Origin of the sequence: uncultured Tissierella sp., from assembly GCF_902479755.1 — a bacterium.
Classification (GTDB): Bacteria; Bacillota; Clostridia; order Tissierellales; family Tissierellaceae; genus Tissierella; species Tissierella carlieri.
The window spans coordinates 56,681-75,907 of the sequence record NZ_CABSQO010000001.1; the positions used below are offsets into that span (position 1 = coordinate 56,681).

The 19,227-nt window shown below is 29.7% G+C and carries 25 protein-coding genes; 1 reads left to right on the top strand and 24 read right to left on the bottom strand.

What is annotated here, in order from left to right; translation table 11 throughout:
• Window positions 1–39: 39 nt before the first annotated feature.
• The 13 genes from RDK80_RS00280 to RDK80_RS00340 all read right to left on the bottom strand — a co-directional run bounded on the left by RDK80_RS00280 (window position 40) and on the right by RDK80_RS00340 (window position 8,725).
• Window positions 40–750 (bottom strand): flavodoxin family protein, encoded by a 711-nt coding sequence (locus tag RDK80_RS00280; RefSeq protein ID WP_094899787.1) that lies wholly within the window; start codon window positions 748–750, stop codon window positions 40–42.
• A gap of 106 nt (window positions 751–856) precedes the next feature.
• On the bottom strand, window positions 857–1,279 hold the full coding sequence (locus RDK80_RS00285) for an NUDIX domain-containing protein (protein ID WP_094899786.1): 423 nt from the start codon (window positions 1,277–1,279) through the stop codon (window positions 857–859).
• Between the two features lie 75 nt (window positions 1,280–1,354).
• Window positions 1,355–1,825: a GNAT family N-acetyltransferase gene (locus tag RDK80_RS00290; RefSeq protein WP_094899785.1), complete on the bottom strand. Its 471-nt coding sequence runs from the start codon at window positions 1,823–1,825 to the stop codon at window positions 1,355–1,357.
• On the bottom strand, window positions 1,825–2,313 hold the full coding sequence (locus RDK80_RS00295) for an AAA family ATPase (protein WP_094899784.1): 489 nt from the start codon (window positions 2,311–2,313) through the stop codon (window positions 1,825–1,827). The genes RDK80_RS00290 and RDK80_RS00295 overlap by 1 nt, the downstream gene beginning before the upstream one ends.
• A gap of 53 nt (window positions 2,314–2,366) precedes the next feature.
• Window positions 2,367–2,843: an ASCH domain-containing protein gene (locus RDK80_RS00300; RefSeq protein ID WP_308523102.1), complete on the bottom strand. Its 477-nt coding sequence runs from the start codon at window positions 2,841–2,843 to the stop codon at window positions 2,367–2,369.
• A gap of 71 nt (window positions 2,844–2,914) precedes the next feature.
• On the bottom strand, window positions 2,915–3,394 hold the full coding sequence (locus RDK80_RS00305; RefSeq protein WP_308523103.1) for a tetratricopeptide repeat protein: 480 nt from the start codon (window positions 3,392–3,394) through the stop codon (window positions 2,915–2,917).
• Between the two features lie 69 nt (window positions 3,395–3,463).
• Window positions 3,464–3,751 (bottom strand): sodium ion-translocating decarboxylase subunit beta, encoded by a 288-nt coding sequence (locus tag RDK80_RS00310; RefSeq protein ID WP_308523104.1) that lies wholly within the window; start codon window positions 3,749–3,751, stop codon window positions 3,464–3,466.
• 75 nt (window positions 3,752–3,826) lie between these two features.
• Window positions 3,827–4,369, bottom strand: a complete 543-nt coding sequence (locus RDK80_RS00315; protein WP_308523105.1) for a GNAT family protein — start codon at window positions 4,367–4,369, stop codon at window positions 3,827–3,829.
• A gap of 87 nt (window positions 4,370–4,456) precedes the next feature.
• Window positions 4,457–5,230, bottom strand: coding sequence for a class I SAM-dependent methyltransferase (locus RDK80_RS00320; RefSeq protein ID WP_308523106.1), 774 nt, complete (start codon window positions 5,228–5,230; stop codon window positions 4,457–4,459).
• A gap of 36 nt (window positions 5,231–5,266) precedes the next feature.
• The gene (locus tag RDK80_RS00325) at window positions 5,267–6,250 is read right to left on the bottom strand and encodes a ribose-phosphate diphosphokinase (protein WP_308523107.1); all 984 of its coding nucleotides are present in this window, start codon (window positions 6,248–6,250) and stop codon (window positions 5,267–5,269) included.
• A 266-nt stretch (window positions 6,251–6,516) separates the two neighbouring features.
• Window positions 6,517–6,876, bottom strand: coding sequence for a DUF1801 domain-containing protein (locus RDK80_RS00330; protein ID WP_308523108.1), 360 nt, complete (start codon window positions 6,874–6,876; stop codon window positions 6,517–6,519).
• Window positions 6,877–6,900: 24 nt separating this feature from the next.
• Complete coding sequence (locus RDK80_RS00335; protein WP_308523109.1) at window positions 6,901–7,851, bottom strand: aminoglycoside phosphotransferase family protein; 951 nt, start codon at window positions 7,849–7,851, stop codon at window positions 6,901–6,903.
• A gap of 31 nt (window positions 7,852–7,882) precedes the next feature.
• The gene (locus tag RDK80_RS00340; protein ID WP_308523110.1) at window positions 7,883–8,725 is read right to left on the bottom strand and encodes a 5'-3' exonuclease; all 843 of its coding nucleotides are present in this window, start codon (window positions 8,723–8,725) and stop codon (window positions 7,883–7,885) included.
• Between the two features lie 250 nt (window positions 8,726–8,975).
• Here RDK80_RS00340 and RDK80_RS00345 point away from each other — a divergent pair, with 250 nt between their 5' ends.
• Window positions 8,976–9,899 carry an AEC family transporter gene (locus RDK80_RS00345; protein ID WP_308523111.1) on the top strand — a complete coding sequence of 308 codons (924 nt, stop codon included), beginning with the start codon at window positions 8,976–8,978 and terminating at the stop codon, window positions 9,897–9,899.
• A gap of 43 nt (window positions 9,900–9,942) precedes the next feature.
• On the opposite strand, the gene RDK80_RS00350 is transcribed toward RDK80_RS00345, so the two are convergent.
• From RDK80_RS00350 to RDK80_RS00400, 11 genes are all read right to left on the bottom strand, one after another.
• On the bottom strand, window positions 9,943–10,875 hold the full coding sequence (locus tag RDK80_RS00350) for a hypothetical protein (protein WP_308523112.1): 933 nt from the start codon (window positions 10,873–10,875) through the stop codon (window positions 9,943–9,945).
• A gap of 46 nt (window positions 10,876–10,921) precedes the next feature.
• Window positions 10,922–11,770 (bottom strand): metallophosphoesterase, encoded by an 849-nt coding sequence (locus tag RDK80_RS00355; RefSeq protein WP_308523113.1) that lies wholly within the window; start codon window positions 11,768–11,770, stop codon window positions 10,922–10,924.
• A gap of 8 nt (window positions 11,771–11,778) precedes the next feature.
• A complete protein-coding gene (locus tag RDK80_RS00360) occupies window positions 11,779–12,216 on the bottom strand; it encodes a GNAT family N-acetyltransferase (protein ID WP_308523114.1) in 438 nt (145 codons plus the stop codon).
• 163 nt (window positions 12,217–12,379) lie between these two features.
• Window positions 12,380–13,036, bottom strand: coding sequence for an HD domain-containing protein (locus tag RDK80_RS00365; RefSeq protein WP_094899770.1), 657 nt, complete (start codon window positions 13,034–13,036; stop codon window positions 12,380–12,382).
• Complete coding sequence (locus RDK80_RS00370; RefSeq protein WP_308523115.1) at window positions 13,029–13,511, bottom strand: GNAT family N-acetyltransferase; 483 nt, start codon at window positions 13,509–13,511, stop codon at window positions 13,029–13,031. The genes RDK80_RS00365 and RDK80_RS00370 overlap by 8 nt, the downstream gene beginning before the upstream one ends.
• A 103-nt stretch (window positions 13,512–13,614) precedes the next feature.
• Window positions 13,615–14,349 carry an aminoglycoside phosphotransferase family protein gene (locus tag RDK80_RS00375; protein ID WP_308523116.1) on the bottom strand — a complete coding sequence of 245 codons (735 nt, stop codon included), beginning with the start codon at window positions 14,347–14,349 and terminating at the stop codon, window positions 13,615–13,617.
• 27 nt (window positions 14,350–14,376) lie between these two features.
• Entirely contained in the window at window positions 14,377–15,036 is a 660-nt protein-coding gene (gene elbB / locus RDK80_RS00380; RefSeq protein ID WP_094899766.1) for an isoprenoid biosynthesis glyoxalase ElbB, read from the bottom strand.
• A gap of 248 nt (window positions 15,037–15,284) precedes the next feature.
• On the bottom strand, window positions 15,285–16,079 hold the full coding sequence (locus RDK80_RS00385) for a nucleotidyltransferase domain-containing protein (protein ID WP_308523117.1): 795 nt from the start codon (window positions 16,077–16,079) through the stop codon (window positions 15,285–15,287).
• Window positions 16,080–16,291: 212 nt separating this feature from the next.
• Window positions 16,292–17,497 (bottom strand): S8 family serine peptidase, encoded by a 1,206-nt coding sequence (locus RDK80_RS00390; RefSeq protein WP_308523118.1) that lies wholly within the window; start codon window positions 17,495–17,497, stop codon window positions 16,292–16,294.
• A 115-nt stretch (window positions 17,498–17,612) separates the two neighbouring features.
• Entirely contained in the window at window positions 17,613–18,140 is a 528-nt protein-coding gene (locus RDK80_RS00395; RefSeq protein ID WP_308523119.1) for a GNAT family N-acetyltransferase, read from the bottom strand.
• Between the two features lie 168 nt (window positions 18,141–18,308).
• A complete protein-coding gene (locus RDK80_RS00400; protein ID WP_094899761.1) occupies window positions 18,309–19,196 on the bottom strand; it encodes a TIM barrel protein in 888 nt (295 codons plus the stop codon).
• Window positions 19,197–19,227 lie beyond the last annotated feature (31 nt).

Sequence of the window (19,227 nt, forward strand, 5' to 3'; positions counted from 1 at the left end):
GAAATCCTTAAAAAGTACCATTTATAATACTAACACTAACTACACTGGCTTAATGTTATCAAACCAGCCCATACTTTTCCAATACTCTTTATCAATATTTCCATCTTGATATCCAGATATCATCTTCCTCATTACTATAAAAGTCAATCTAGTAGATAATCTAGATTTCAACTTCTTCCTATCAACTAGAGATTGATAATATTTGTGAGATTTTTTGATAAGCTTTTTTTCAATAATCAGTTTCTTACTTCCTTTTACGTCTTCCCATCTAGATGCAGCAACAGCACTACCAAAGTCATATACACGCTTAAAACCCATGTAGTTCAAAGCTAGCTTCATAGTTTTATTTGTCCTTTTCATGCCACTTCCTGCTGCAGTTGAAACTACAAACCCTATCTTTGAAAACACTTCATTATGAGGTCTATGAGGCATCCACATAAAACATAAATGATCTATCAAAGTTTTCATTGCTCCAGATACATCTAGTCCATATGCTGGTGATGCCATAATAATCCCATCTGCTTCAATAATAGAGTTAACTATGGGATATACATACTCACTATGGGGACAGAAGAGTTCTCCCTTAAGAATGCAATTAAAGCATCCACAACAAAGTTCTGGGAAATCCTTTGGTAGCCATATCTCTTCAAATTTAACATCTTCATATTGCCCTATAGTTCTTTTTATTATCTGAACACAGTTATATGTGCTACCCTTTCTACCATTTCCATATATTATAACAACCTTCATAGATCAACATCCCCTAAATCAATTTATTCTCTTATTATCTATTAAACCATTATACTTCTTGATTTTTTACCTATTATACAGTTTATAGTTTTGCATTATCTTCTCCCTATTTCTTACAAAACTCCTCTATTCTATTAAATAAATATGGCTGAATCAATGGATAGGTTAAGTCTTGAGGTATGGTGTCAAATAGCCTAATCTCACCTATTTCAGAATTTGGTAATTCATCAAGACTCTCTACTTCAGAATAAAATAATTGCCCAAAGGATTCAATTTCATCTCTATTTACCGAATATATACAAACTGGAATAATTTTAAATTCCTGTGCTCCAGTTTCTTCCATTAGTTCTCTTGATGCCGTAAAATTAATATCCTCATTTCTTTCTCTGTGTCCACCTGGAATTTCCCAAGTCAGTCTCTCCTTATGTCTTACAAATATCCATTTCCCTTCGCACCTTGCCATAATAACTGCAAATTGCAGTTTAGCATCTTCTATTGTATTTAAATCATGAAAATTCACCTTTATCATACTATAACTCCCTACCTTTTTAAGTTTGTCATATCCTATACCTTCTCAATTTCTTAATGAAAGGTATATGTTTTTCTAGTTATCCTTTGATTCCATAAATACTGCCTTATTTGCTACTCTGAGACCACATTTTTCATATAATTTTTGTGCTGACATATTATCTGTATAGAGTCTAACTTTAATAGCTCCTGTTTCATATTGAACTTCAAATGCTTTTCCCATAAGCTTCATCGCAATTCCTTTTCTTCTAAATTCAGGGGCTGTCCACAATTCCTCGACAAAAATTACACCTTTATTCCACTTACCTAGTTTAGGTATATATATTAACATTATCCATCCTACGAAACGTCCTTCATGACGAGCAGCAAAAACATAAAACCCCTGATGATCAAGCTCCGAAAATGCATCCTCGAAGATTATATCTTTATTCTTATCTCTTTCCTCCCCAGTCCTTTCACATCCATTTGTCCTCCAATATACCATATCATCAAACATATGATAATTACTTTTAGTAATTCGTTCAATAGCTATATCTAAATTTTCCATTATTTTATCATCTCCAAAATTTTACTGACTACATTTCTTACACTCATGTTTGTTATATCTATTTTAAACGTATCCATATCTTCATAAAATTTTAGTCTATTAATGCTATTTTCTATTTGTTCTTCCGTTCTTCCATCTTCTAGCATTCTTTCTTTAAGAGTTTTAGGAGAAGATATCAATGATATTTTATAAAGTTGGAATTCTAGATCATCTAATTTACTTAGTATTGTTTCAAATATCTTTTCGTTGCCTATTACCCAATTAAAAATAACATATTTATAAGAGGAATTATTCAAGTAGCTTCTTAATAAGAAGTTAATATTATCTTCAACCATCTTCTTATTCTCTTCATTGACTACAAAAGGGTTCATCATCCAACACCAATCACCATCTAACCATACTGAGTTGGAAATTGATTTATAAAGCTCTCTACAGATAGTAGTCTTTCCCACCCCTGGTACCCCATTAATAATAATTAGTTTTTTCATACATAGTTCCTCTTCTTCTTAGTATAATTTTCATTTTTTATACTTATCTTTAACTAAATATAAACTACCTCAAATTCTTCAAAAATAACTGGCATGCCTTCCGTAAATTCTTTATCAATAGTATTACATTCCTCAGTAAAAAACTCTTCATGGACTTTTCTCCAATATTCAAGACTTAAGTCTCCTTCGCCTTCTTTTCTTGCATGCTCTCCTGTAATTAAGTTGAATGGTATTATTTCAACACGTTTTGTCTGAATAATACATACTGCGACACCATCCCAATCCGTTATTATACTGTAATCGCCTTCATTTGGTATAGGTTCTCCCTCATATTCATACACCCATAATGAAGACGCCGTAGCTTTCTTCTTACCTTCCAAAACTAATTTTGCTAATTTGTTTGCTGCACCTTCTGTTATCTCGAAATGCCATGATACATATTCTTTCTTAGTCTTAGAAATGGATTCACCAATTGTTTCTAAATAATTTTTCCACATAATTCCCACTGAATTATGTTCTGTTTTTTTCATATTTAATCTCCCCTACATGATATATCATTTTCTTTTCCTATTTTAAAACTGATTATTTGAAATTATATAAATTACCATATCCTATCCAACTTATCAGAATAAAATTCTATTGCTTTTTTATACTTCTTTATATTTCCATCTAAAGATGTTTGGGTTAAATTACATAGTAAAATTTCCATTGCTTTAGAGTGTTCCTTTAAGTTATATAAGGTCATTGCATAAAAAACCTTTATAGCTCTATTCTCTGGAAACTTAAATAAAGCTTTTTCAAAAACTTCTTTTGACTTTTCATATTGTCCTAATGTTCTATATGTGCTACCTAATCCTAAAAAAGCACTTTGTAAATCCTCATCATCTAACCCAATTAAAATAGCTTTTTCATAATACGGTACTGCATTTATTTCTAGACCTAAAACATCAAAACTCCAAGCACATTGATAATTGACCATTGCATCATTTGGATATTCCTTTACAAGATTTATTAAAATTTCATTCGATTCTTTTAATTTTCTTTCCTCTCTCAATCTAATTGCAGTTTCTAGTTTCTTCAAAGTAAATCTCTCCTTAGTATCCCATAGTCTTTGCTTATATGATTTAAAATAAATGAATTGCGCTCATAGCTATTTAATTACTTTTCTAGTAAAAAACAAATATAAAACTCCAACTATTGAAAGCAATAAAAATATAACAGTAAAAAGATATGGATGCGATTGGCTTGTCAAATAGATAGCTGTTGGTCCATCAGCACCACCTATGATTCCTATGGAGCTTACTTTACCTATTTCATTATTTAATTTATATGATAAATACATAGTTAATAAAGAATTAAAACTTATACTAATAATAGTCATTGCCATAGCAATAACAGTAAATATCATAACTGCTTTTCTTAATCCTTTTATTTTCAATCCTTTTTCCCTCCTACATCATCATTTCTATAACAATTTTATATAGTTTATAAATGACAAATCTCTTTCATTAGTCTATTTTTGTTTTCTATCTAAATACTCTTCTCTCGTTATAGAATAACAAACATCATCATAAATCCTTCCATCATATATTTTACTAGCAAACCTCAAAGTCCCCTCATATTGAAATCCACTTTTTTCAATTACTCTTTTAGATTGGCTATTGAAAGGGTAATGATAGCAAGAAATTATGTCACAATTCTCTTCATCAAATAAGTGTCTTACTACTTCTTTTACAACTTCACCCATAATTCCCTGCCCCCAGTAATCCTCTGAAAGTACATATCCAATCATCTTCCCATTAACACTTCGTCTTTTTTCATCAATATGAGCTCCTACTGAGCCTATTACCTTATTATTAGCTTTATATTCAATTGCCCATACTTCGTCTTTTTCTATAAATAATTGTAGTATTTTCATTGAGACATCTTGGTTCTCATGGGGCTCCCATCCTGCACTTGGACCTATATTAGGATTTTTTGCATATTCATAAAAATCATCTATATCATCTATTTTCCATGTTCTAAGAATAGTTCTTTCAGTTTCCAACGTTTTCATTATTTATTACCTCCCTATGTAAATATCCATAACAAACTTTAATAGTTCTTGAACTAATTCAAGATATTCCTTGCTTGATATATGATTTTATATCTTCTTGCATACAAAAATTAATTCTCTCCCACTTTTAATATCACTCTTATCATACCAGCCATATTCTTCCTCTATAGAAAATCCAGCATCTGTTAAATATTTAGTAATTTGGTCATAGTAATAATATTTTAATTTTAAATGTTCTTCTAATCTTTTCATATTTCCATTACTCTCTGTAATTTCAAAGGCATAATGAGGATAGATAATCTGATTTACTGTATCGATTTTATCACCCCAGTGTTTCTTTACAATTCTATATCCACAGCTATTATCAATGGTTTCCCATTGCACTACTTCATCATAGCACCAAGCTTCATCTAATTCTTTATATGGTCTAAATACATTTAATATAAAAAATCCCTTATCTGACAAATGTTCTTTAATACAATTTAAACTACTTATTATATCCTTCTCTTCAGTTAGTACTTGGAATGCTCTAAAAGGAGCAATAATCAGTTTAAACTTTTTTCTTAAATTAAACTTAGCCATATTTCCTTTTACTAAAGCAATATTATTTTTATAAGAACTTTCTTTTAGTTTCCTATTGAAAATTTCTAGCATAGTATCTGATAAGTCCAGTCCTGTTATCTTAAATCCAGCTTCTGCTAATTTCAAAGCCACCCTTCCAGTACCACATCCTAATTCTAGCACTTCTCCACCTGATTTTAACGCATATTCTTTATAAAAAGGTATATCATCTGTCAAATTATCTCTATTGTCATAATCATAAAGCCATGCCGTATTTTCATAAATATTACCTAATTCCATAGATTATCTCCTTATCAATAAAATAATATTTTCTCTTTATTTCTTTAAATCTAATGCCCTAATAACTCTTTCTGGCAGCTTTTCAAATAATATACTAAGAGAATCTCTATTATGAATCCTTATAATAGCCTCTGCAAAAAGAGGTGCAACTGACACAATTTCAACTTTGCTAGAATCTTGAACATATGGGTTTATAACTGTATCTGTACTTATAACCTTTTCTATTGGACTATTTTCAATTTTTTCTACTCCTTTTGAATTGAGTAATATATGAGATAAACATGCAAATATTTTCTTAGCACCTCTTTCTTTAAGAAATCCTGCTAATTCTACTAACGTTCCTCCACTTATGCTAAAATCATCAACTATTATTGCATTTTTATCTTTAACATCTCCAATGAGCTCCAGTACCTTGGCTTTTTCATCATGAGCCTTTCTAGTCTTATCTCCTATTACTGTAGAAACACCAAGATGGCGTGAAAACTCTCTTGCTTGTTTTGCATAACCTGCATCAGGAGAAACTATAACATAATTATCAATATCCATATTCTTTATATATTCACATAGTACTGGTAGTGCTATTAAGTTATCAACTGGTTTCTTGAAAAAGCCCTGTATCTGTGGACTATGTAAATCCATTGTAACTATCCTATCTGCTCCAGCTAGTTCTATCGATTCTGCACATACCCTTGCCCTTATGGATACTCTAGGCTCATCTTTTTTATCTCCTTTTGCGTAACTGAAATATGGCATTATAGCTGTTACTGAACTTGCACTTGCTCTTTTAAATGCATCCATCCAAAATAATATCTCAACAAATTCATCGTTTGGATTTAACCCTATAGATTGTACAAGATATACATCCTTATCTCTCACAGTTTCTCCAATCCTAACAAATGTATTGCCTTCTGAAAATGTAATTACTTCAGACTTGCCAAGTTCAACTCCTATATAATCACATATACTCTGAGCAAAATTCCTACTTGAACTACCACTGAAAATTTTTATTTCACTACTCATCCCAAGACCTCCTAATTATTTTTCTAGAGATAATAATATCTATTTATAAAATATCTTATTATATGAAGTCATTTATTTCTCTAATTTTATCTCCTAACCATCTTTTTCCATTAAAATAAATATTGTAATGGAAAAAACCTAAGTATTATAGTAATTTAAGTGCAATTTGCTAAGGTATTCTATCAATCTTTCAGCTAGATTAATTCCTATCCTGTAGTCATGTATATACCAGTTTTATACTTCTAAAGTCTACTGTTAACGCAAATCTATTTATTTCTATTTCCTTCAATATTAAACCTTACAATATTTTGAATCAGATCTATATCTAATTCCCTATCATTAGATATTTGGATTGTACCATTGGAAGTCTTATAACTGTGAAGTATGTTACTAAAGACTTTAACTGTTTCTGCTCCACAATATAGACCGATATGTCTTTTATGTGCTGCAAAATGGATTACATTTCCCTTGAAATAAAAAGTAGGCATATTCCAACTAATCTTCTCTGTCAATTCTGGTGATACATCTAGAATAATCTGCCTAAGCTTTCTAAGTTTAGGTTGAATTTCTTCTGAACATGTCCCGATATATTCATCAATAGTTTTTAATTTTACGCTCTCTTGCATTGATAACTCTCCTCTTTAGATTATTTATTTACAATCCATCAACCTATTCACAGTTTCTTCTAAGATTTTCATTCCTTCTAAATAATATTCATAATTAACTTCTTTAGCCCATGCACAAATCCCTAACCCCATATGTAAATTATAAAAATCTCTTTTTAAATCTAATTTACTAAGATTAATTCTACCAAATTCCTCATAACCAGATTTAAATCTCTCTGCCAATACTTTATCATTTTCAATAAGTGGTAAATAAACTTGAACTAATTCTTTATCTATATCAATCGGTATACTTTGTTCAAAATCTATTATAGCTTTTAAGTAATACTTATCATCTATTTCGCTGACTAATATATTTCTAGGACTAAAATCATTATGACACACAGTTGCTTTACTTACTTCATCTAATATACTATACATTGATTTCAACCGATTCTCTGCTTCTTTTAGCAGTGTTAAATTTTGATGCTCAAAGGAATACAACTCCGGCAATATTCTATTCATTAAGTCTTCAAAGTACTTTCTATATGTAACAAAACCTTGAATACTCCTGCCATTCCCATCCATGCTTCCAAAAAAATCAAATTCTTTATGACAATGAATTATACCTAACTGCCTCCCCATTTCATAATAGATATCCTTTAAATTATCCAATGATAATTTCTCATGTACTTGAGTCAACAGCTCCCCTTCAATAAAATCATATACTAGCCATTCTAACCCATTGTCAAATATACCATAATCAACAATCTTGGGAACTAAACCTTCTGTATTTGCAAAAAGCTTTAGACTTGCAACCTCTCTATTCCACCTATTCTTTTTGTAATAAAGCTTAATTACATATTTTTTGCTACCACATGACAACTTATAAACCAGATGTCTTTGTAAATTATGATTACCAATTGGTTCAATTGAATCAACAATTCCAATAATTGGCTTTAATTTATCTTTTAATTCATTTAAATCTATGTTTAGCATATTCCCCCCTAAATTCTTTTAATCTTATCTATCAATAAGCTCCACTAGCTTTTATAACGTTCATTACATTTAAATTAACATTTACTACTTTATTTCTCCATTTATTAACTTCAAAATCAATTGGTATATCTCTTTTCATAGCTATAAGATTAATATTTCTATTAATTATGGGTTCATTTTCCTTCAAAGCATCATACAATTTACCATCCATCAAACCTTTTTCTAATATCTCACTTATACTCCCAATACTCAATATTTTTTGTGCTGTTTTGGGACCTATTCCTCTAATACCTGTTATATTATCACTTTTGTCTCCAATTAATGATTTATACTCAACTATTTGCTGTGGATATACTCCAAGCTTTTCATATATTTTCTGAGAAGTATACATCATACCCTGTTTTCCACTTGGGTTAAACACAGATATATTATCATTAGCTAGTTGAAAAAAATCTTGGTCTGTAGAAACAATTATACATCTATATCTATTACTATACTTCTCACAAAAAGAAGCAATATAATCATCTGCTTCGTATTCTTTTATTTCTTTGTAGGGCATCTCTAGATAGTTTAAAACTTCAAATATATATGGTAGTTGTGTAAATGGATTTTCATTATCTGGTACATCTAGATAGTTTATTCGATTGCTTTTATAGTCACTGTAATCATTGCACTTGTTTATTGTGCTTGTCTCAGTATCAAACACAATCATTATACTATTAGGGGAAAATTCATTAATATACTTAATAAGTCCACTTATAAATCCAACAACTCCTTTGATTTCATTCCCTTTAGAGTTTCTGATACTTCCTGGTATACCATAAAACATACGAAACAATAAATTATGTCCATCGATTATCAAACAGCTTTCCATACTACTCCTCCTGTAAATTTTTCCGTAGTGAACTCTTCATAAATTGATTCTTCTATATTACTTATTCTGCAAATTTCCTCATATTCCTTCTTTTCCAGGAAAATAAATTTGAATAGTTCAAAAATACCTGCATTTTAAATTAAGTGCCATCTATATTAGATATGTCTTCTTCTACTTAGCAGGTCATTTTGTAACAAAAATATTCATTCAACATAACATGATTAATACCTAAATAAAAGGGGGAATTCCTTTGAAAATATCAGCTATAATAGACAGTGTCTTTTCTCTATTTATTATGATTTTAGTCGGTGTTTATGGGAGTAAGAAAAAAATTATCACTTCAGAAATGAATAAAGGATTAACAGATATACTTATACAGATAGCATTACCTTTCATGATCGCTGCATCTTTTATTTTTACATATGACGATACTATTAAATCTAATGTTATAAAGACATTTTATTATAGCCTAATAGCCTATATAATAATGATAGCTATCTCATACTTACTCCTATTGCCAGTAAAGAATGATAAGAAAACAATATTGCATTTTGCTAATGTATTTACTAATACAGGTTACGTTGGTTTCCCAATACTCAATTCTATATATGGTGCAGAAGGTGTTATATATGGATCTATATTTAATATGTTCTTTGTAATATTTGTGTGGACATACGGACTTATATTATTCAAAGGTAATTTTGAAAGGAAGGAATTAAAGGTAGAAATAGAAAAGGTTCTTTTAAACCCATCAATTATAGCAGTCTTTATAGGTATTATAATCATGGTATTTAATATTCAATTGCCTAGTGCCATATCATCCAGTATGAAAAGCATAGGAAATATTACTGGCCCTTTGTCTATGATTATTATTGGGGCTATACTCTCAAATGTTAAAATAAGAAAGCATTTAAAGGATTGGACAATATATTATGGAATAACTACTAAATTGGCAATTATTCCCATAATTATATACTCTATATCACTATTAGTAGGAGACACATCAAAGGCTATAAATACAGTAATTATTATGACTGCTATGCCTGCTTCAGCTATGACTTCAATATTTGCAGAGAGTTTTGATAAGGAGAAGGAATATGCAGCTGTTCTAGTGTCTATAACTACATTATTATCCTTAATTACAGTGCCTATATTATTAAAAATAATAACTTAACTTTGATATTGATATAATATTGAAAATCATAGATAATTTTCTATTATGTAAGTCCATTTTTTCGAATATCATTTAATTCATCTACAGTAAAAATATTAGCTTTATAAAAGTCTAAAAACATTTGAGATATACTCACATCAAAAATTAACATATCATCAGTATTGATTGTTACCTTTACTCCACCATCAAATAAAGTACGTATAGGGTGAGTTTTGTAATCATCAGTTCTACTGAGAATAATATTACTGGCTGGACAGATATTTAGGATAATATGATTGTCGGATAACCAACGAACAGTATCTTTACAATTTGCCGCAGATATCCCATGCTGTACCTCATCTAGTTCTAATACTTCCACTGCTTCTCTAACAGAATCTGCATCGCCAAACTCTCCTACATGGGCACGAAGCTTTATACCATATGATTTTGCTAAACGATATAATGGTTTGAAATTTGCTATTGATTGCGCAAATTCATTTCCACAAATATCAATTGATTTATAGAAATTCATACTGAAATATTCATGACATAAATTCAATATAGAATTTACATTACTTCCTCTATCAAAAGCCAACTCAGGAACAAATTCAATTTCTGGTGCAGTTTCTTTATGAATACTTGAAATAGCCTTTATAAAGTTTGGTAAAGAACCATAAAGTGCTTCTTCCCCTAACCCAAAACTCAAAATAAGCTTAGTAACTCCATCATCTTTTGCCTGCTGAAATGCACCCTTAATTCGAACTTCATAACCATCTATCCCCTGACAATGACATCTAATGTTTTTCTCATACCATCTCTGCATATCCCCAAGATCTAAAAATTTTTGATTTAATCGAGGAATTTGAACTCCTGCCCACTTTTCAATAAAGCGTACATTTCCACCTCTTGGTGCATGATTATGAAGATCACCTTTAGGAATTTTTTTTATACTTTCTATGTCGCATCGTTTTAAAGCATCGATAAAAGCAGTATCCATCAAATATCTCCTTCCTATCTAGTGTCACTAATAAATTTACTCCTTACTATCCACTCACTACATCATATACATCAATCACAGGAATACTTCTAATTCTTAATGGTATTCTCACAGTACCCAACCCCCTACTTATGGAAAAATATTGATCATTATCGTTCTTCTTGCATCCAATATGAAATCCATCATATAGAGTTTTATATAAAATTGGTATATTTATTTGTCTTCCATGTGTATGTCCTACAAGAATATGATCATAGCTTATTTCTTTAGACTCTAATGTATTAATTATATTTGGTGAGTGAGCTAGTATTATTTTATAATCGTTATCTATTTTCTCAATCTCAATATCATAGTCTTCGTTTCCATATATAGAATTATCAAAGCCATATATTAAGATTTCTGTTTCTCCTATTATTAAGGTTGAGTTCTCATTAATCAATAACTTTAGATTATTGTACTTGTTAATTTCATTAATTAGTTTGTCTAGCGATATCTTTCTTTTTCTAAGAAAACTCTTCTGTTCTTCTCTCTCATAATTTCCTAGTACCATAAATACAGGATGTTTTATAACTCCCAGTTCTTCTATTACTCTAGGCAACTTTTTTTGAGTATTTGAATAATCTCCCGTAACCACTACAAAATCAGGATTAGTAGAATTTATAATGCTACTAATCCTGCCATTAATAAAATTTACTTTATTATGAATGTCAGATATATGAATGAATCTAAAATTAGAAGGTACTTTTTTCTGTATTTCTGTATGTTCTATTTTAACTAGATGAGTGCTTGAAATAATTATAGATATTGTAGCTATAACGATAATTCCGGTTATATAGTAAAAAATGATTATCACCTCTTTATAGATGTTTTTTGAATGATTATTCCGTAAAAACATTATTTTATTTATGTACTCATTATATATCTGCTATCAGCAATGTTCTTTACAATTTTATATCCATTTCTATGATATAAGTTAATAGCTCCTTGATTATTTACAAATACATATAAAAATACATCTTTATTTTTTTCTCCTGCAATTAAGGCAACATGTTTTAAAACTTCTGTTCCAATACCTCTACCTTGAAATTCATCAAAAATAAAGAAATCATCAAGTTCAAGACTTCCATCTTCATCATGCAAGTAATAATAACCTACTTTAATTCCTTCAAAGTAAATACATTGGTAGTTCTCTATATTATATTCTATCTTGTTCTTAACCCAAATAAAAATCTTTTCAAAATCAAAATTCAAATTAGTTTCATATTTCTTAATAAGATTTTTATTTAATTCAAATACTTTATCAATATCAACAGCTGTTGCATTTTTAAATATTATGTTCATCATTGACCTCCATATATAAATATATATTACTTTTTCACTCTTGCTACTCAATATTTACATTTTTGTGCTGAATTTATTTCGCAATCCTTGTCCACCAAATCTGACCAGATAAATTCTTCCAAAAGTTCATGCTCTGATTCTTCTAGTAAATATATGTTTTTATTTATCTACTTAATAAGTCCTTATTAAAAATTCCACCTTTCCCCTCTATACTTAGCCTTTGAATAAATTCATGTATAAATTCTGCTCTGTCATCAAATATCTTTTTAGATATATCGTAATTCAGTTTTCTTCTGCAATCCTTAAGATAATATTCAAATTCTTTATCATTATAAAATTCAATTGATGTATCAACACTTTTTTCATCATATGCTTGATATATAAAGTTCAACCATACTTCCATAGTCCCCATATGATCTATCATATCTGCATCTTGTACTATTCTTATCTGTTTAGACCAATCTTCATTACTGCTTCTTAAATTATGACATCTAATTATTTCAGCAATCTCCATTAGTTCTTCATATGAGCATTTGTCTTTCAATACTTGTTGAACTAAGATACTGCCATTTTCATTATGTGGTTCTATTCCTTTAGCTATATCATGAAAAAGTGATGCTACATATATGATATTATCCTTTGAATTATCGATTTGTCCTACTATTTTTCTAATTTCTATTGCTAATTTTGCTGTTCTCAATCCATGATAATAAACATATCCTTTTTCTCTCTTAGAATGAGATTTTCTTTTTCCCATCGTTTTAAATGCTAATTCTTCTATTCTATTAATGTCTATATCTCTCTTCCTCCTCTTAGTCATTCTGTACTAAGTTTTTAGTCATATACACCATCCCTGGGATATATCCAAGTTTCTGATTTAGTGCCAGCATATTGCTATTTCTATAATGAACTGTTGTTTGTATCGCTTTAATTCCCTCAAGTCGGCACCATTCCTCTAATAACATTTTTAGGTTTGTGGCTATCCCATGACCCCTGTAACTTTCTGTAACGTACAAGGATAGAATCATAACAGTACCTTTAGGTTCTTCTTGTTTATATGCCCATATGAATCCTTGCATATCCCCCTGTTCATCTTCTGCAATGGCAAGAAATAATTCTTCTTTTTTTGTGTTTAAAATTCTTTGCACCGTTTCCTCTATATCTGCTGTTGAAGCTTTATAATCTGGTCTCCATAGCTTTGGTGTTAGATTATGCCATCTCGCAATTTGCATTAAAACTAACTCTAATTTTTCATCAGTATAGCTGCCATCAATCTCAATTTTTCTATATTTCATCGTTAGACCCTCCTGCTATTATTATTTATGCGATTTTATTAGATTATCTACTATCTTAACTGTACAACATTTAATAACTCCTATATTTTTATCCCATATTTAGCTATTCATTAGGGCATTCCCCTGCTCTAGCCATAATAATTACTAATAGATAATCTTGTACCGCTTCTCTTGTAACATTCATTTCTATAAGGTATAAATCTGCCAGTGTTTTCTTAAGCTGTAAAAGCATTTCTCTTTCTTTTACTTCTGCTGGCACAGGTGTGTATTCCACAAGAAATACAGTTCTTGCTATATCATATAAGAAGTCTCCATGGCATACATTCATGAAATCTATCACCATTGCTTGTCCATCAGATATAAATATATTACCAGGGTGGAAGTCACCATGACATAGAGTATTACCATCCTTCAATTTGTCTAGCATGTCTAATGCTTCTTTTTGTTTATTTGGATTTCCTGATAAAGCTTTTACTATATTATATTTTAAAAACTCCTTGTAACTTGGTACATTACTGATGTTATTTTGAAGGATTTCCTTATGTAAGTTTGCCATATATACAGCACAACTTTGTACATCACCTGTTCTCATAACCCAATCAAGTAGAGATTCACCTTCTATTTTGTCATAGATAATACCTATTCGCTCTTCCAAAAAAACAATCTCATGTGCTTTTGGTTTTATAAAACCCATATTGCTTATTACTCTTGCATTATTAAACTCTTTCTCTACTGATTCTTTCGGATATCCTTGATTGAAAAGTTTAAGTACCTTATCCTCTTCCAATTCATATGCAGTTGCTGTATTACCCTTGCCTATTATTTTCCCATATTTCATTTGTCTCTCTCCTACTATTTCTAAATTCTAATCTATTAATTCTATGAACTCCTTTACCATTCTATCTATGCCTATCTTTATTTCATATAAATTTTGTGTTCCTAGAAACGCAGGAGTTGTTACTATTCTATTTTGTATATCTACATATGCTTCTGTAGAATTAACTTCTTTTACAATTACATTATTCATTTCTAATATATTTCTATGAGCATTATTACTGGTACAAAGCTCTAGTTGTTTAGCTTCATTCCCCAAACTTTTTGCTATTAAGACTGTTGCACCACACATTGCTGCAATGGGTTTTTTTGATAAATATATGTCTTTTATTAATTTATCTACATCTTTATCTATTGAAAAGTTCTCTTTTTCTAATACATAGTTTGATAAATTTTTAAATACTCCTAATCCTCCTGGTAATATCAATCCATCTAATTCATCTATACTAATATTATCTAATGCTTTAATTCTTCCTCTCCCAATACGTGCTGACTCCATCAAAACATTTCTATTCTCACTTTCTTCAATTTTCTCATTAAGATGATCAAAAGTATGATACTGATTTTTATCTTGAGCAAGACATATATAGTCAATTCCATATTTATCTAAGGCTAGATATGTCAATATTACTTCTTCTATTTGACTGCCATCACCAACTCCACATCCCGATAATAATACCCCGATATTCATTAAATATGTTCCTCCTTTATATTAATTTCGCACAATGTCTGAGTATTTATTACATGCTTGAACTAACACACAAACGTATATTATCCATCCACTTTTGCTATCCAATACTTGCATTTTTGTGCCGAATTTATCTCAGAACCATTTTCCACTACATCTGACCAGATAAATTCTTCTAGAAGTTCACATTCTGATTCTTCCAGTAAATTAAGGTTAATATAATTTATCCTATCTAGATATATTCTTTATCTTTAATCTTTAATCATTGAATATATATGCTCTAAAAACAATGGTGCATTTTTGATTATATAATCTTCATTAACTTGCTTCTTTTCTATTTCATCAAATGGATATCTATATTGAGAAGTATATTTAATAAATGGTATCCATGATGAATCAGGGAACTCTTTCATAAACCAATCACAAGATTTCCCTTTGGATAAAATATCATTATTTATAAATGTATATAGACTTCTTGTCCCTAAATATAGCAAATGTAATGAGAAATAAATATCCTCAATATCTTTTGAATACTTAATATTATTTCCAATCTCTTTAAGTATTTCTTTTTTTAATTCATCATGAGAAGGTCTAAATATTTGTTCATTAATATCTTTTCCATAAACAATTTTGCCATATTTGCTTAAAGTAAGATGGTCTACCTTAGACATAACAGATGTTGATATCTTCTTCCATCCATTTCTGCCCGTACCTATATAATAACCCAAACCTATATATTCTTCCGGTTCTTTCAGCATAGGTAAAGGACAATACATTCCCTCTAATTGAATTCCAAATTGTCCAAATTCTCCAGCCCTCAATCTTTCATGTAAATTTATTATTTCTTCACAATTATTAGATAATAAATCACGCTCAGTTACTACTAAAAAATCTATATCTCCTTTCCCATAGATATAGTCTCCTAAAGCTACTGATCCAACGATAATTATTGATAATAAATTATCATCTAATATCGCTTTAACTCTATCAATAAGATTATTTATCATAGCAATAAAGCTTTTATCGTTAAAAATGTTTTCCTCCATATTATCTCCCTAGTGAATATCCTATTTTATCCCTATTTTGATTTATAGAAAATCAATTCTTCTTCAATATATTATATAATAAATCCAATATTAAGTTCTCATCTGCTGTTGCTCGTTTTCTTAACTAAAAATACCTTTCCTTCCCACATTTCATAGTTCTCAGTGTTCCATAGTTATTAAAATAGACTTGAATCCGCTCCTAAAAAATTTCACTATTTCTTTGATTTAACCTCTGAAATTAATTTTACTGGATTAACTATTTTCATGTTTTTTTCCTTACTGGCATCATCCCTTTTATCTTCATCAAGACTATCTCCAGTGGATATAGCCATATCCCAAAATTTTTCTGGAGTCATATCTGGATCTACTTCACATGCCAATGTATATAATCCGCTGATATATGGTATAACCATACTCCATGCGCCATTACTGTACATTACATACTCATCTTTTCCAGTTGGACTAGCTAACCATCTTGCATCCATAGGAGTCAACAATATATCCTCTGCTGTACCGTCTCCTTCTACATAGTATTTTAAATAATATGATTCTATTTTTTCTGGATCAGACATTGGTTCTCTATTAACACCATTAAAAAAAAGCTTATGAGTTTCATAAAGTCGTGCAGTTACAACAAATATGTTTTCTGCCTCAGCTTTTTCGATAGCATTATAAATTGCTTCTGCATTTTTACTCTCTGGATCCCAACCAGATGATATTGACAATACTTTAATTTTATTGTCTTCTGGCAAAGCTTTATTTATTTCGACCATTCTTTCTATGGCATTGGCTAAATGTACATATCCCTCTTCATAATCTGTATCTTCTTCCAAATATGCAATATAATATATATTAGCCTCTGGTGCTACCCCTACATCTTTTCCGCATAATATTGATGTTATAGGGGTTCCATGATAGTGAGCAGGACTATCCATATCAAATATTTCCTCATATACCACTATATTATCTTTGAATTCTTCATGATCTGCAAGCAAACGTCCATCTATTATGCCAACGTTCACACCTTTTCCAGTAATATTTTCTTTATGCAGATAATCAATACCTAGACCTGGCTGCTTTCCATATTTTATAATAGTTTCTACATCAAAATTTACAGGAAGTTTTTCAGGCCATATGGTTTGACTATCGAATATAAAATTCCTTAATTCTATTCGTGTAAGGTCCATATCAGATGCATCATAACTCCTTAAATCATATCTATTTCTCTGTTCATCAAAAATTTCACTTATATCTGTTATTTTTCCTCTGTTATAGTTTAATGGTTCCGGATATACTTGAATTTTCTGTTCAGAATTGTCTTCTGCTTTTGATAGTGTATCATTATTTTGTTTGCATCCTGTAAATGCCGTACTGATCAATACAATAGCTAATACCATACCGATTATTTTATTTTTCATAGTTATCCTGATCTATAAAAGGTTTTCCATTAAATCAGGATTTCCACCTACCTTTCTTTTTATAATTTTATTAATATCTATTGTCTTAATATCTTCTAATTAAGTTTTACTTAGTTTATAATTCAATCCAATATCTCTGAATAATTTCAGAAAAAGTTTCACTAAAGACTTCATTTTCCAATATTCCATTGTTATTTTGAATAACTTTAGCTGATGCCATATTTATTTTATTACAGGTAATTAAAACTTTATTCAGACTTAACTCTCTACATTTTTGTAAGCCTAATTTTAACATTATAGTTGCATATCCTTTTTTTCTCTCAGCAGGTCTAATAGAATAGCCTATATGGCCACCTTCATCTAAAAGAAACTCATTTAATTTATGTCGTATATTAATCATTCCAATAATCTTATTATCTGATTTCCTAATAAGAAAGTAAGTATTTGCAGGTACTCTTCCTTCTGGGATATTTGATAAATCCAAATCTTTTTCAATCTTTAGTAACCATTCACCATAATCGTCGTACCTATCAAGTCCACCTGTCCCGTTAATTTCTGAATTATACTTTAAAAATTCTTGTATATATTCAAATGCTTCTTTTTCATACTCCTTTGAAGGAGATATCAGTTTTACATCATCCATCTTCTCACCTCTCCAATTAAAATAATCTACAATTTAGTAACTTCTTGCTTTCTATCAAACAAATCCCAAGGAACTATCGAAATATTCATTCCTAGGGGTATCTCATACCTAGTAAAGAGACGCCTGCCAATCTTTTATTAGAAGATATCCATAACTTATTCTATCTGACTAAAAATAACTCATAACCCAATCATAACATTCATTTAGCTCATCCTCTGTTAAAATATCTGAACGATGTTCAAATAATACTTTTACATCTTTATTTTCGGAAGATATAATGTTTAAAAATTCTCCTATATTACTCCACCCATCTTGTTCATTTAGTTTCATTAATGCAGGATGATGACCATTTTCTATTACATCTGTAACCTTTATATTAGATATATGAAGTAAATATGTATACTTAGCCATTTCTTTTATGAAAATATTATAATCAAAGTTATAATCTATATTACTTAGAACATGAATCCTCGCACTATCTAAACATAGTTTTAGGTCTGGATACGCTTCTAATAAATCTTTTAATAATTTTCCTTGATACAAATACTTATTGAGCATTTCTATTTCCAATACTATTTGAATCTTATACTTTTTAGATAACTCAGATAATTTTTCAAATGTATATTGGCATTGATTTTTAAACTCTTCAAATCCATATCCCTTTTCTCCAATAGTCTCATCTTTATGAGAAAATTTGCATTTCTCCCAGTTAAGTCTTTCATCTATTACCATAGGTTTCGGAAAATGTAATAATAAATATTCCGCTCCTATCTCTGATGCATATTTAATCTCATTTTCAACTGCTTTAAATGCTTCTAAAACTTCATCTTTATCGAGAGATAGTAATAATGGATCTCTATATTTATAGCTTGATTTTTTTAGAGGAAAATGTACTCCTATTTTGAAATTATCTTTTTTTGCTATCTCCAACACCCTTTGGATTTCTTTTTGCTCATTAAAATTACAAAACTCTATCCCTGAAATTCTCGATGTGTAATCTCTCTTATACTTTATATCGTCAAATCTACAATGCATTCCTATAAAATATTCTGTCATATTCAATCTCCTTTTCCCTATATAAATAATT